Origin of the sequence: Macrococcus brunensis (assembly GCF_004359615.1) — a bacterium.
GTDB classification, from domain to species: Bacteria; Bacillota; Bacilli; order Staphylococcales; family Staphylococcaceae; genus Macrococcus; species Macrococcus brunensis.
Genome location: NZ_SCWA01000008.1, coordinates 39,590 through 53,271, shown reverse-complemented (window position 1 = coordinate 53,271; position 13,682 = coordinate 39,590). Strand labels below are relative to the sequence as shown.

Here is a 13,682-nt window from a genome sequence, read left to right as displayed (position 1 = left end):
GCATTCACTTGAATGCTCTGCCTCTTACTTTTCGTAAACAGGAACCCATCCTGCCTCATCCACAAATATTCTGACAGCTACAACTTGACGGCTCGTATCAAGTGTAAAGTAATGTCTGACGTTCGGTGGTACCGAAATAAGATCACCCGGATTCAGATGAACTTCAAAAAACTGCTCTGATCCTTCAATGACAAAGACGCCGTTTCCACTTACAATAAAACGTACTTCGTCATCTGTATGATGATGTTCACGCTGAAAGTTAGTCAGCAGTTCATCCAGATTAGGCGTAGCAGAAGATAAACTGATAACATCACTTGCCTTGTAACCACGTCTCTTACTGATATCATCAATTTCAGATTTAAAAGTTGTCAGAATCTCTTCTTTTTCTTCATCAGTCAGTGCATAGTTCTCTTTTAGATTGTCGGGTAATTTTGATGTGTCCCACTGCTCATAGATGACTTCATTTTTCTCAAGGTATGCGCTTACTTTGTCCTGATTCTCAATTTTTTCCTGTGTCTTCTGCAATACTAAATATGCCATGTTACTTCTCCCCTTTAATATAATATTGTGCTGCATTCAGCTGCAGCTGGTAATCAAACAAAAATTCAGCAGCTTCAAATAACTTCATTGCTTCTGTACTGGTCCTGCCCCAGACATTAATACCGTGATTACGAATCAGCACTGCACCATGATCCGCTGTCAGGTGTGGAACCAGAAGTTCTGCAAGATGGCTCACATCACTTGGATTATCGATGATCGGAATAGTGAGTACGTCTTCCTCATGCCATAAACCAAATGCTTTGATCAGTTCCTGATTACGGAAGACAATCTTACCCTGGTTCCCGTATATTTCAGATATGACGTTATTGCTGACTGTATGGATGTGAATAGAAGTACGTGCCTTTGTTCTTTTGAATATCTCGACGTGAAGTACTGTTTCAAGAGAAGGCTTGAGTTCAGTAAGAGGCTTACCTTCTTTTGAAACGTGAACAAAACTTCGGTCATTCGTAATATATTTATCAACACCACTTGTCGTGACATACAATGTACCGTCGTCATTTCTGATCCCGAGGTTACCACTTGTCCCGGGAAATAATCCGCGGGCCGCCAGTCGTTCTTTAACGATTGTCAGGTTATGCAGCGTATCACACGTCATCTGACCACCTCCTCTAATTGTTCGACTATGTCATAAAACGTCTGAAACGGTATATGCGGAATAGCTTCTGCTTCTGCATAAGTAGTCAGCTTATCAGTCGTAAACAAAATATCAGCGACTTCAGCCAGCCGAATATCGGTTACACTATCACCAATAGCAATGACCTGATGGCTGCCGAGCGTTCTGACGATGGATGGTTTGCAGGTCCCACACTCACCCGATGCGCACACGTCATCACATGGATAGCGCCATTCCACAAGCATTTTCTCACCGCTGAAATCCACGTTGTTGGCGTAGACCGCTTCTATGCCGGTGAAATCACTCAAAATAGGATCAATAAAAAAATGCATCCCACCGCTGATGATATAGAACGGAATATCCAGCTCCTGTGCTTTATCCAGAAGGGTCTGAAAACCCGGTCTGATACTGACTTCCTGGCGGACGAACTCAACAATCGCTTGCCGTTTACTAGTATCCAGCAGATTGAAAAGAGTGGTGACACCTTCCTGAATAGATAGTGTTCTGTCCAGAATACGACTTAAAGTCGCCTGACTGTCTGTCGGCGCAAAACGCTGCATAATAGCGATAATGGTATCACTAGCCGTTACCGTGCCATCAAAATCACAGGCTATGATGTACCCCATTGTTTCACCGCCTTTTCATATGCTGTACCTGCCGCTTTACCTTCATATAAGTCGATCGCCTCAAAAAATGCTCGTCCTCCGGCAGCAGCACCATCCGGATGACCATGGACCCCGCCTCCTGCATTGATAACAATATCATGACCGAAGTCATCAATCAGACGACTGACCAGCCCCGGATGAATGCCCGCAGAAGGGACTGGAAACGCGCGCGGCACAGCAGCTTCTGAGCGGGCTGCCTGCACAATTTTTTCTGCTTCCTGCTCATCAAGTGGAACAGAACCATAGGGCGCCGGAAATAATATCAGATCGGCTCCTGCTAACCGTGCAAGCTTACTGATAAGGAGCGGATAGCTGATACCATAGCTGTCACTACCCGCAAGTGCACCGGCAAAAGCAGGATGTGCAAGAATCGGCAGACCGATGTTCAATTCTCTGATTCCTTTCAGAACATCCAGTCCATAAGCATGAACATTGAAAAGAATAGCTGTAGCGCCCAATTCTTTAGCACGCATGGCTTTGTCCTTGAGCTGGAAGACAGGTCCCGAGAGATTGACTGCATACAGAACTTTATGTCCCGTCGCGTCTTCAACTTCCTTCAGTACAGCCGCTGCAGCACTGATACGCTCTTCAAATGGCAGCTCAGGGACATCATAGAGAATTTCATCATCTTTAATAACGTCCACACCTCCGAGTGCCTGAGCACGAAGCTGCTCTTTGAAAAATTCTAAATTACGTCCGATGATACCTTTGAAAATACTCATCACAAGTGGTCGTGCTTCAACATCCAGCTGACGACGTATACCTTCAATACCGAAAGCAGGACCCGGGAAATGTCTAGTATAATCCCCTAAATCAATATCGATAAGTTTAACCGCACCATCCAGCGATAACTTGCCAAATATGGTCGTCAAAATAGAAGAAAAGTCAGGCGTAACGTTTTTATCCGGATAGGCAATTTTAATGTAAAGTCCGTCCGGCTGCTGTTCTGCCTGAACAACCCGACCTTTATAGGCAGCAAGATGCTGCTGATCAAGTTCTGTCAGCTCTGTCCAGCTGCCGACCGTCAGACCGACAGCGAGCTTCTCTGCAAATGGCTTAGGATCTGCAACTTTCCCCTTGAAAAAATAAGTGGCTGTGATTTCAGACACGATGACGACCTCCTTTAGTGAACTGCTGATAATTTAAAATAAGTGCAATGGCAAGTACACACCCTTTTACAATATTCAGTGCATAGTACGGGACTGATAACATAACGAGTCCATTTTCAAGTACTGCAATCAAAAGTGCACCGAGAATGGTACCTATCACATTCGGTTTATGACTGGCTGATGCTGTCGCCCCTATAAATGCAGCCGCTACTGCAGTCATCAGATAGCCTGCTCCTGAATTAATCTGTGCAGAAGATACTTGTGCTGCAAGCAGAATGCCGCTGATACCTGCCAGTAAGGCAGAGATGATGTAAGCTACCGCGATGTGACGATGTACTTTGATGCCACTGAATTTTGCCGCCTGTTTATTAGAGCCAATCATATACATAATGCGTCCAGGATTTGTCCGATGTAATAAGAGATAGGCAATAACACCAATAATCAGAAGTATCATAATCAGTGATAGAGGAGAAGCTAACGCTGAAAAATCAGCCGGAATCTGTCCTGACGTTGCACTGCCGTCCTGTCTTGACATACCCACACTGATAGATCCGCCCTCAGAGTAAGTCAGCGCAATTCCTTCGACAATAAACATGGTCGCAAGTGTCGCATAAAGGTCCGGTACTTTGAAATAAAGAATCAGCAGTAAGTTCAGCAGTGCCACGCCGATGATACAAACCAGTGTGACAAGGATGGATAAACCAAGTGACAGCTGATGCCAGACGAAAAGTGAAATAATAAGTGTATTACTGAGTGTGACGGTAGAACCTACCGATAAATCGAAACCATCTACACTCAGACTATAAGTCAGGCCCATTGCCACTATCGTCACGATGACCATCCCACTTACAATACTCGTGATATTATTCATCGATAAAAAGTGAGGTGCAGTCACTGTAAAAATAATCAGCAACAGCACGATGACAGCTGGGAGTCCCAGTTGTTTGATTCTCATGTTATTGTCCTCCAGATGCAATATATAAAAGTTCCTGTTCGGTCCATTCAGCAGAAGGTCTTTCAGCGACAATACGACCTTTATTCATCACATAGATCCGATCTGCTATCGTTAAGAGTTCTCTAAAGTCAGATGACAGATAGATGACTCCTTTGCCTTCGTGCTTCAAGGCTTCCAGATTGCGAAAGATATCCTGTTTTGCACCGACATCTATACCTGTCATGGGCTCATCACAGATAAAGAGCTGCGCTTGTTTCTTCAGACCTCGCATGAGCACGACTTTCTGCTGATTCCCCCCTGATAACGTCTGAACAGTATCCGTTACACGCCCAAATTTTAAAGTAACCGCTTCTGCGAGTGTGTGCGTAACGTCTTTCTCGTTTTTATAGATGAACGGTGCAGAAGCAAAATGTACATTATCATTGATACTGTGATCCATGACGAGCCCATGTTTCTGCCGTTCTTCCGGCACATAGGCAGCAAGTCCCTTTGTCTGACGAAAAAGATAATCAGCCAGCTCACTTTTTCCGGCACCGACCAGTCCTGCTATTCCCACAACTTCTCCGCTATAGATATCGAGCGAAATATCAGTCAGCATTTCTTCACTGATACCTTTAATGCTGAGGATTTCTTCTCCCTTTTGTACCGGTAACCTTTTAGACAGAGCCGCCTGATCTGTAATACTTGCAGCAAGTGTTTTTTCTGTCCAGTCGTCTACAGGTCTTCTGTCATAAACTTCACCGTTTCTCAGAACGATGACTTCATCAGCCACTGCGAGCAGTTCATGGATATGATGCGAAATAAAGATAATCGCTGTTTCTTCTTTCAGGCGTTCCAGTTCTCTAAATAACTCGCTGACTTCTTTCTGGCTGAGACTTGCAGTTGGTTCATCCAGCACGATGAGTTTCTTGTTCTGGAGAATAGCTCTTAAAATCACGATAATCTGTTTTTGGGATAAAGTCAGCGACCTGACTAACTGGTCGAGTGACAGGTCCAGCTGCCACTGTTCGATCCATTTTTTCAGTTCATCATAACGCCTCCGCCTGTAGACAAACCCTGACTTTAAGTCATGAACGATCAAATTATCATAAACAGTGAGGTCATTGAACAGGACTTCATCAACCTCCTGCGCCACATAAGCAATATCGTGACTGAAGTCTTTAACGTGTTTGTTGTCTTTGAATAGTTTCCCTGTCTGATAAGGGTAATGACCGCTCAGCACTTTCATAAGCGATGATTTTCCTGCCCCATTACTCCCGATGACTGCATGAATCTGTCCTGTTTTAAAGTCGAGTGAAATATCATTCAGTATCTTCTGTCCGGACAGTGTCAAACAGAGGTCTTCAGTTCGGTACTCCACTTACTTCTTCTCCTTCATCCACTCAGACTGGAATAGTCCTGTGTCGCCAAACGAAGGAATCGTCTGCGACAGGTTCTCCATTGTCGAATCCTTCTTCAGATCACTTTGCTTCACTTGAACAGGTTTGAATTCATAGGTCTGAGGTACTTTCTCATTATTCAGCTGCTTCGCCAGCAGTCTGACATCTGTAATACCTATCACTCTTGGATTGACACCAGCCGTCGTCTTCCAGTTGCTATTCAGTTCTTTCAGGAAGTTAATATCCTGGTTTGAGATATCGATTGAATAAATCGGTAACACAGCCTGTTTTTCTTTGATGGCTAAGTAAGCACCTTTTGTCATTTCATCCCAAGCGCCCCAGACAGCATCGATATCCTTATTGTTATATTTTGCTAAAACTGCAGCTGTCTTTTTCTTAACATCACCTGACACATCTTCAAAGTTTGTCGGTCCTACTGTTTCAACGACTTTAATTTTGCCTTCTTTTACATAATCCTTAAATACTTCTTCTCTTCTATCCAGTGGCAGGAACCCGGGTCCTACCCATAACTTCAGTACTTTGACCGGTTGTTTTTTGTCTTCGATCAGCGCATCGAGTGACAGTTCCGCCAGTGCATGGTCATCCTGACTTGTTGCGACTACGTGATCCAGTACTTTGCCGTTCTGATCTGACTTTGTATCAAAAGTAACGACTTTAATACCTGCATCAGCTACTTTTTTAACTAGGTTGTAGCTGTAATCTTCTTTTCCGTGTGAAAGTATGATACCATCATACTTCTTCAGAACTGCCTGATCGACCAGCTGCTGAAACTTAGCATCATTGCCGTTCGACAGAAAAGTGTCCACTGTCAGGCCCAATGCTTTTCCTTCAGCTTTAGCGCCATCAATAAATTGTTTCGTATGGTCATCACTCGCCAGGTTTCTGATGACTGCAATTTTCTTACCCGCTACTTCTTTGTTTGCGCTAGTTGCTGTTTTCTCTTCTTGACCACATCCTGCAAGCAGTATACCTGCAGTCATTAATATCCCAAGTGTTCGTTTCATTCTTTTTCCCCTTTGCTGAATAAGTTCTTAATTGCTTCATAAGTAGGTTCGATTTCCCCGTGTTCTGTGACAATGCCGGTAATAAGCGCGGCTGGTGTGACGTCAAACGCCGGATTGTAGACAGTCCCTTCGATTGTGACCGGCTGCTCACGAATATGTGTCACTTCAGTCGCATGACGTTCTTCTATCGGAATATGACTGCCGTCTTCTATCGTCAGGTCAAACGTTGGTGTGGGTGCCGCCACATAAAAAGGCACTTTAAAATAGTGAGCGGCTATCGCAAGCGGCAATGTCCCGATTTTATTGACGACATCGCCATTCGCTGCCACTCTGTCGCATCCTACAAATACTGCTGTTATCTTCCCCTGCTGCATCAATGTCGCGGCTGTTGAATCTGTGATGACCGTTACATCAATACCTGCTTCTGATAGTTCGTAGGCTGTCAAAGCACCCTGTAGTCTTGGTCTGGTCTCGTCGCTATAGACTTTAAACTTCACACCTTCCACGTGGGCCAGATAGAAAGGTGCTGTCGCTGTACCGTAATCACTGGTGGCAAGGCGTCCAGGATTGCAGTGAATCAGAAAAGCTGATGATTCTGTTACTAATCTTTTAAGATGCTGTCCAATCGCCAGGTTGATTGCCTGGTCTTCCTCAAAGATTCTTTCTGCTTCCTGTTCAAGCGCCTGAATCGTTTCAGCAGGATGATCAGTGACTACTGCATGAACCCGTTTCAGTGCCCAGTGCAGGTTAACAGCAGTCGGCCGTGTATGCTGCAGTCTTTCGATAACACGTGTCATATGTTCTTTGAAAGAACCACGTTGATATTCACGTGCGCCTACTGCGACGCCATAAGCAGCTGTTATACCGATAGCAGGTGCTCCTCTGACCACCATATCTTCAATGGCGCGAGCAATTTTCTCATGTTCTGTATAAGTGATGTATGTCGTCTGATGAGGCAGCTGTGTCTGATCCAGCAGCGTCAGTTTGCCGTCTTTGTACGAGATAGTTTTCATGCGACTGACTCCTTGCTACTGTCAAACAGCGTGAACAGCGAGGAAAAAGCTCTGACTTGCTCAGGATGTTTGATTAAGAAAGTTGCGAACAGCAGAAGCTGCGTTTCGGCTGTAATGCGGTCATCCTGTAAGCTCGTAATATCTGTAACTTTGGCAATACCTACAATGCGGCGGATGATCTCCAGTCCTGCGACAATGTAAGCATCTTTTTCGATTTCATTGATAAATCCTGCAAAAATAGATGAATCACGCAAAGCCACATCTATTGTCTCCTGCTGTAAAATAGTGAGCGCCTGAGACCGGAATGTCTGAAGCACTTCTTCAAGCGTCTGCTCTATCCAGAGGGCCTGGTCGACTCGTCCTGATGATGAGGCATACGTATGGGCAAAGAACAGATGGGCAATAATATTGCCGAGGTCATAACCAGCCGGGCCAAAGAAACCGAATTCAGGATCGATGACTTTAAGTCCTGACGAGTTGATAAAGATTGAGCCGGAATGCAGGTCACCATGAATCAGGCTCTCTGCTTTATTCAGAAACTTCAGCTTCGCCTGCGCAACTGCTGATTTAAGAGCAGGGTCCTGATAGACGATGCGGTCTACTACTCTCGCTAAGTCTTCAGACAGCTCATTACGATTGAAGTTATTATAAAAAGGTTCTGTATAGACGAGATCTTCAGTAATCTCACAGAGTTCCGGATTGATCATTTCTTTCTGCAGTGCTTTTTTCTCTTTAGCGGGCATCACAAAATCTGAAGTCCGGATTAAAGTCTCTGCTAAATAGCGCCCGAGCTCCTGCCCTAGAAACGGAAATGTCTGTCCGTCCTGAAGCGCTGTCCGTAATATCGTATAGTCTTTTAAATCCTCCATGATGACACATTTCATAATCGGATCAATCAGGATGATTTGAGGTACAAGATCAGGAACGTAATGGCTATGCGCCTGAATCAAGTGTCCTTCTCTGATCGTGCGGTCTGTTGACAGAACAAACTCATCTGAGATCCGCGCAGTGTGCCCAGAATGCTTAACGATGACAGAACGATCTCCATCTGAAACTCTAAAAACATAGTTTAAATTGCCGTCACCAATCTCCGTTACAAACAGTTCATCAGTCTCAAACAGAGTTGTCTTATATTTGATATAATCGCTGACTGCTTGTTCATCCATTAAGAAATACTCATCAAAATTCATAATTTCCCCCTTGTTCATCATCAAGAAGCAAAAAAAGACGTTTCTCCTGTTCACAGGAAAAACGTCGCCATCAGTATCTCTACTTATCTTTCAGTACATGTGTACTGTAGGAATTGGCACCTTTTCCATCGGACAGGTTGCTGGACGTCATCGGGCCTAATCCCTCAGTCACTCTTGATAAGAACTATTTAGTTTTTGGTTAATATGAATATTAAAGGACAGCAGATTTAATGTCAACACTATTTTCAGAAATTTCTAACCATGCTGCTTGTATCTCTTATGTACACTTTTCTTAGACGATTCAGATTATTTAAAATACAGTTGTTTTATTCTGCCTGGAGGTTTGCTAGAATTTAAAGAAAACGGGAGCTGAAATATGAAAATAAATCAAGTTGTTGAAAATCAATTGTCCGCTCTAATTGAACAGAGAAGATATTTACATCAACATCCTGAACTCTCTTTCCAGGAGACTGAAACATATCAATACATATTGAAACATCTGCAGAAACTTTCTCATTTTCATATTAGAGAGAATGTCGGAGGAAACGGAATAGTCGCTGAAATAAAGGGCAATGGCGATAGAACAATTGCTTTTCGTGCTGATTTTGATGCACTGCCGATACAGGATCTAAAGGAGGTCCCGTATAAATCGACCGTGCCAGGCGTTATGCATGCCTGTGGTCATGATGGCCACACTTCAATTTTACTTTCTCTGGCGTCTATCCTGAATGAACATATTGCCAAACTTAACGGCAATGTTGTGTTGATTTTTCAGTTTGCTGAAGAACTGGCTCCGGGCGGGGCTGAGCCTATGGTGAAGGACGGTGCACTCGCAGGTGTCGATGCGATTTATGGCCAGCATCTCTGGAGTCAGTTCAAAACACATGAAGTTCACTGCCGTCCTGGTGCACTGATGGCGAGTCCGGATTTATTCGAGATTACGTTGACTGGTAAAGGTGGCCATGGCGCTAAACCCTACACCACTATCGATGCAATCGTCGCAATGGCTGAACTCATCCGCCAGCTGCAGACCATTGTTTCCAGGCAGATTGATCCTGTAGATCCTGCTGTTGTAACAGTCGGTAAAGTAAAAGCCGGTCAGGCCTTTAATATCATTAGTCAGGAAGCTTACTGTACAGGGACAGTCCGCACATTCCGTGATGAAGTGAAGCAGCAGATCAAAAAAGCGATGACAGATATTCTGGAGGGTCTTAAGATATCGATGGGTATCACGTACCATTTCAACTATATGGACGGCTATCCCTCTGTCACTAACCATGACAGGGAATACGAAATCATCCGCCAGGCAGCTGAACGGCTGAATCTGCCTTTTATAGAAACAGAACCGATGATGGTCGGTGAAGACTATGCTTATTACCTGCAATATAAGCCGGGTGCTTTCTTTCTGACAGGCGCAGGTTCACCGGACTATCCGCCCCATCACCATGCGCTGTTCGATATCGACGAAGCATCTCTTGCCAGTGGTCTTAAAATGTTTCTATCAATCTTAATGGAAGAAGGTCTGCTCAATGTTGATCAACAACGCTGAACAATATAATGACGAACTGATCAAAATCCGTCGTCATTTACATATGCATCCTGAACTCTCTTTTCAGGAGGAGAAAACACTCCTTTACATCTCTGATTATCTCACGGCTCTCGGTATCGAAGTCGAAACAGGTGTCGGGGGCAGAGGAGTTGTCGGACGGATGATCAAAGATCCGTCGTTACCGACACTCGCCATCCGTGCTGACTTTGATGCACTGCCCATCCAGGATGAAAAAGAAGTTCCTTATAAGTCTACAGTCCCTGGTGTCATGCATGCCTGTGGTCATGATGCTCATACAGCGGTATTACTCATCACTGCAAAGATTCTCAGTCAGCATCGCGACGAAATACCCGGTAATATTGTTTTCATCCATCAACATGCTGAAGAAGTAGACCCCGGCGGTGCTATTCAGATGATAGCGGATGATTGTCTGCGCGGCGTAGATGCGATTATCGGCCAGCATGTATCAAGCAGCCTGCCAGTCGGCCAGATTGGCTATAAAGTAGGCACAGTGACAGGTATTCCTGACGACTTCTGGATTACACTGCAAGGTCGCGGGGGGCATGCTGCTCATCCTGATACGACAATCGACCCGATCGCAGCTGCTATTCGTCTCTGCAATGACCTGCAGTATATCGTGTCCCGTAAGACAAAACCCACTGCTCCTGCTGTCCTCTCTATCACAATGTTTAATGCGGGCGAACAGAATAATGTCATTCCAGATAGCGCCAAAATCGGTGGCACGATTCGTACATTCGATGCAGAAACACAGAATCTGATGTATTCAGAACTTAAACGCTGTTTAGAAGGTCTTGTGACGACTACAGGTATTACTTATGAGCTTAAATACTTAAAAGGCTATCCTCCTGTCGTCAACACTGAAAAAGAGATGATGACAATCGTCAACGCTGCCAGAAAAATCGATAGCGTGACCGAACTTGTTGAACTTGAACCTTCTCTTGGCGGCGAAGACTTCTCCTATTACTTGCAACGAGTACCCGGAGCGTTTTTCTATACAGGTACTCGTAACGAGAACTTTAAAGCAGATTTTCCGCATCATCACCCTAAGTTCGATATAGACGAACAAGGTATGATGAATGCAGTCAAAGTCTTTCTGCAGTCTGTAGAAGACTATTTCAAGAAGGAGGCGAGCGAATGAACTGGAACATCCTAGACTATGAAGAAGAACTGATTGCTATCAGACGACACCTGCATATGCATCCGGAATTGTCATTCCATGAAGATAATACGAAACGCTATATCGCAGAATATTTAGAAGCACTTGATATAGAGGTCACACGTGACGTCGGCGGAAATGGTGTATTAGGCAGAATAAAAGGAACCGCGCCGGGCCCGACCATCGCTTTTCGTGCTGATTTTGATGCGCTGCCGATACAGGATCTAAAAGAAGTGCCATATAAGTCGACAGTGCCAGGTGTCATGCATGCCTGCGGTCACGATGCTCATACTGCTATGCTTCTGATTACCGCTAAAATACTTACAGATAACCGTGACAAAATAGCCGGTAATATCGTCCTTATTCATCAGCATGCCGAGGAGCTGATTCCCGGTGGCGCGCTGTCCATGATTCAGACAGGCGCACTGGAAGGCGTCGATTATGTCTTCGGTACACATACAGCAAGCTACTTACCGACTGGTACTATTGCCTTCTGCCCGGGACCTGCTTATGCGAATGCAGACCGTTTTACCATCAAGGTCCAGGGGAAAGGTGGACATGGTGCAGCCCCACATGAAACACATGATGCTATCATCGCTGCCAGCAGCTTAATCAGTCAGTTCCAGACGATTGTCTCACGTTCAGTTGATCCGATTGAAACCGCTGTTGTGACTGTTGGAGAATTCAAAGCAGGAGATGCTTTTAATGTCATCGCAGATCATGCTTACTTGTCCGGCACTGTCCGAACTTACCAGGATACAATTAAAGAAAAAGTAAAAGAGCGCATGACACAATTGATTCAAGCAGTTGAAGTGGGCTATCAAGTCACCATTGACCTTCAGTACGAAGATGGTTATCCTGCCCTAGTTAATCCCGTTAAAGAAACAGAATGGTTAATGGAACGTGTAGCAGCCGCTGGTTTTGCTGAAGAAGTTAAACTTCAGCCTGCTTCGCTTGGTGGTGAAGACTTCAGTTATTTCTTAAAAGAAAGACCAGGTACTTACTTTTATACCGGTGTCATGAATGAAGAAATGAACGCCCACTACCCGCACCATCATCCCAAATTTGATATCGATGAAAAAGGACTGCTATATGGCATTCAGACATTCTTAACCATCGTTGAAAATATAAATGAACTTAAATAAAAAAAGCCGAAGAGCGTCCTCTTCGGCTTTTTGCAATTCATTTAGAATGAATTATTTTTCGATTACTGATACAACACCTGATCCAACTGTACGTCCACCTTCACGGATTGAGAAACGAGTACCGTCTTCAATCGCGATAGGAGAGATAAGTTCAACGTTCATTTCAACGTTATCGCCAGGCATTACCATTTCAGTACCTTCTGGTAAGTTAACTACGCCAGTTACGTCAGTTGTACGGAAGTAGAACTGTGGGCGGTAGTTAGTGAAGAATGGAGTATGACGTCCACCCTCTTCTTTTGATAATACGTAAACTTCAGCTTTGAATTTTGTATGTGGTGTGATTGTACCTGGTTTAGCTAATACTTGACCACGTTGTACGTCTTCACGAGAAACCCCACGAAGTAACGCACCGATGTTGTCACCAGCTTCAGCGTAATCTAATAATTTACGGAACATTTCAACACCTGTTACAGTTGTTTTTGATGGCTCTTCAGTTAAACCGATGATTTCGATTTCTTCACCAACTTTAACTTGTCCACGCTCAACACGACCTGTAGCAACTGTACCACGACCAGTGATTGAGAATACGTCCTCAACTGGCATCATGAATGGTTTTTCAGAGTCACGTTCTGGAGTTGGGATGTACTCATCCACAGCATCCATAAGTTCGATGATTTTTTCTTCGTAAGCTTCGTCGCCTTCTAATGCACGTAATGCTGAACCAGCGATTACAGGTACATCGTCGCCTGGGAAGTCATATTCAGATAATAAGTCACGAACTTCCATTTCTACTAATTCTAATAACTCTTCGTCGTCTACCATATCAACTTTGTTTAAGAATACAACAAGTGCAGGTACACCTACGTTACGAGATAAAAGGATGTGTTCACGAGTTTGTGGCATTGGACCATCAGCAGCAGATACTACTAAGATACCGCCGTCCATTTGTGCAGCACCAGTGATCATGTTTTTAACATAGTCAGCGTGACCTGGGCAGTCAACGTGTGCATAGTGACGTTTTTCAGTTTCATACTCGATGTGAGAAGTATTGATTGTGATACCACGTTCTTTTTCTTCAGGTGCGTTATCGATTTGGTCGTAAGAACGAGCTTCCCCACCTAATTTTTTTGCTAATACAGTTGCGATAGCAGCTGTTAAGGTAGTTTTACCGTGGTCGACGTGACCAATTGTACCAATATTGGCATGGGTTTTCGAACGGTCGAATTTTTCTTTAGCCATTTTGAAATCTCTCCTTAGATATAAGTTTATATATATCTCATGAGGGATTCTCACCCTCATGA

Annotated in this window: 13 protein-coding genes and 1 riboswitch; of the genes, 3 read left to right on the top strand and 10 right to left on the bottom strand. The window is 44.3% G+C overall.

Annotated elements, in window-relative coordinates:
* Positions 1–24 precede the first annotated feature (24 nt).
* From ERX27_RS05650 to mtnK, 9 genes are read right to left on the bottom strand one after another with little or no spacing between them, the layout of a single operon-like run.
* A complete protein-coding gene (locus ERX27_RS05650; protein ID WP_133431860.1) occupies positions 25–540 on the bottom strand; it encodes a 1,2-dihydroxy-3-keto-5-methylthiopentene dioxygenase in 516 nt (171 codons plus the stop codon).
* A 1-nt stretch (position 541) separates the two neighbouring features.
* Positions 542–1,156, bottom strand: coding sequence for a methylthioribulose 1-phosphate dehydratase (gene mtnB / locus ERX27_RS05645; protein WP_133431859.1), 615 nt, complete (start codon positions 1,154–1,156; stop codon positions 542–544).
* Positions 1,153–1,800: an MtnX-like HAD-IB family phosphatase gene (locus ERX27_RS05640; protein ID WP_133431858.1), complete on the bottom strand. Its 648-nt coding sequence runs from the start codon at positions 1,798–1,800 to the stop codon at positions 1,153–1,155. The genes mtnB and ERX27_RS05640 overlap by 4 nt, the downstream gene beginning before the upstream one ends.
* Positions 1,785–2,948 carry a 2,3-diketo-5-methylthiopentyl-1-phosphate enolase gene (locus tag ERX27_RS05635; protein WP_243715869.1) on the bottom strand — a complete coding sequence of 388 codons (1,164 nt, stop codon included), beginning with the start codon at positions 2,946–2,948 and terminating at the stop codon, positions 1,785–1,787. The genes ERX27_RS05640 and ERX27_RS05635 overlap by 16 nt, the downstream gene beginning before the upstream one ends.
* Complete coding sequence (locus ERX27_RS05630; protein ID WP_133431856.1) at positions 2,941–3,903, bottom strand: ABC transporter permease; 963 nt, start codon at positions 3,901–3,903, stop codon at positions 2,941–2,943. Before ERX27_RS05630 ends, ERX27_RS05635 begins: the two co-directional genes overlap by 8 nt.
* 1 nt (position 3,904) lies before the next feature.
* A complete protein-coding gene (locus tag ERX27_RS05625; protein ID WP_133431855.1) occupies positions 3,905–5,263 on the bottom strand; it encodes a sugar ABC transporter ATP-binding protein in 1,359 nt (452 codons plus the stop codon).
* On the bottom strand, positions 5,264–6,307 hold the full coding sequence (locus ERX27_RS05620) for a sugar ABC transporter substrate-binding protein (protein WP_133431854.1): 1,044 nt from the start codon (positions 6,305–6,307) through the stop codon (positions 5,264–5,266).
* Positions 6,304–7,320 carry an S-methyl-5-thioribose-1-phosphate isomerase gene (gene mtnA / locus ERX27_RS05615; RefSeq protein WP_133431853.1) on the bottom strand — a complete coding sequence of 339 codons (1,017 nt, stop codon included), beginning with the start codon at positions 7,318–7,320 and terminating at the stop codon, positions 6,304–6,306. Before mtnA ends, ERX27_RS05620 begins: the two co-directional genes overlap by 4 nt.
* A complete protein-coding gene (gene mtnK, locus ERX27_RS05610; protein ID WP_165983101.1) occupies positions 7,317–8,510 on the bottom strand; it encodes an S-methyl-5-thioribose kinase in 1,194 nt (397 codons plus the stop codon). Before mtnK ends, mtnA begins: the two co-directional genes overlap by 4 nt.
* Positions 8,511–8,590: 80 nt before the next feature.
* Positions 8,591–8,694: riboswitch (SAM riboswitch) on the bottom strand.
* Between the two features lie 192 nt (positions 8,695–8,886).
* Here mtnK and ERX27_RS05605 point away from each other — a divergent pair.
* From ERX27_RS05605 to ERX27_RS05595, 3 genes are read left to right on the top strand one after another with little or no spacing between them, the layout of a single operon-like run.
* Positions 8,887–10,059, top strand: coding sequence for an amidohydrolase (locus ERX27_RS05605; protein WP_133431851.1), 1,173 nt, complete (start codon positions 8,887–8,889; stop codon positions 10,057–10,059).
* Positions 10,040–11,218 (top strand): amidohydrolase, encoded by a 1,179-nt coding sequence (locus ERX27_RS05600; protein ID WP_133431850.1) that lies wholly within the window; start codon positions 10,040–10,042, stop codon positions 11,216–11,218. Before ERX27_RS05605 ends, ERX27_RS05600 begins: the two co-directional genes overlap by 20 nt.
* A complete protein-coding gene (locus ERX27_RS05595; RefSeq protein ID WP_133431849.1) occupies positions 11,215–12,381 on the top strand; it encodes a M20 metallopeptidase family protein in 1,167 nt (388 codons plus the stop codon). The genes ERX27_RS05600 and ERX27_RS05595 overlap by 4 nt, the downstream gene beginning before the upstream one ends.
* Before the next feature lie 51 nt (positions 12,382–12,432).
* Here the strand turns inward: ERX27_RS05595 and tuf are convergent, their stop codons facing one another.
* Positions 12,433–13,620 carry an elongation factor Tu gene (gene tuf / locus ERX27_RS05590; RefSeq protein WP_133431848.1) on the bottom strand — a complete coding sequence of 396 codons (1,188 nt, stop codon included), beginning with the start codon at positions 13,618–13,620 and terminating at the stop codon, positions 12,433–12,435.
* Between the last annotated feature and the right edge of the window lie 62 nt (positions 13,621–13,682).

Coding starts and splice junctions, on each gene's coding strand:
- ERX27_RS05650 (WP_133431860.1), bottom strand. CDS start 540: ATGGCATATTTAGTATTGCAGAAGACACAGGAAAAAATTGAGAATCAG.
- mtnB (WP_133431859.1), bottom strand. CDS start 1,156: ATGACGTGTGATACGCTGCATAACCTGACAATCGTTAAAGAACGACTG.
- ERX27_RS05640 (WP_133431858.1), bottom strand. CDS start 1,800: ATGGGGTACATCATAGCCTGTGATTTTGATGGCACGGTAACGGCTAGT.
- ERX27_RS05630 (WP_133431856.1), bottom strand. CDS start 3,903: ATGAGAATCAAACAACTGGGACTCCCAGCTGTCATCGTGCTGTTGCTG.
- ERX27_RS05620 (WP_133431854.1), bottom strand. CDS start 6,307: ATGAAACGAACACTTGGGATATTAATGACTGCAGGTATACTGCTTGCA.
- mtnA (WP_133431853.1), bottom strand. CDS start 7,320: ATGAAAACTATCTCGTACAAAGACGGCAAACTGACGCTGCTGGATCAG.
- mtnK (WP_165983101.1), bottom strand. CDS start 8,510: ATGAATTTTGATGAGTATTTCTTAATGGATGAACAAGCAGTCAGCGAT.
- ERX27_RS05605 (WP_133431851.1), top strand. CDS start 8,887: ATGAAAATAAATCAAGTTGTTGAAAATCAATTGTCCGCTCTAATTGAA.
- ERX27_RS05600 (WP_133431850.1), top strand. CDS start 10,040: ATGTTGATCAACAACGCTGAACAATATAATGACGAACTGATCAAAATC.
- ERX27_RS05595 (WP_133431849.1), top strand. CDS start 11,215: ATGAACTGGAACATCCTAGACTATGAAGAAGAACTGATTGCTATCAGA.
- tuf (WP_133431848.1), bottom strand. CDS start 13,620: ATGGCTAAAGAAAAATTCGACCGTTCGAAAACCCATGCCAATATTGGT.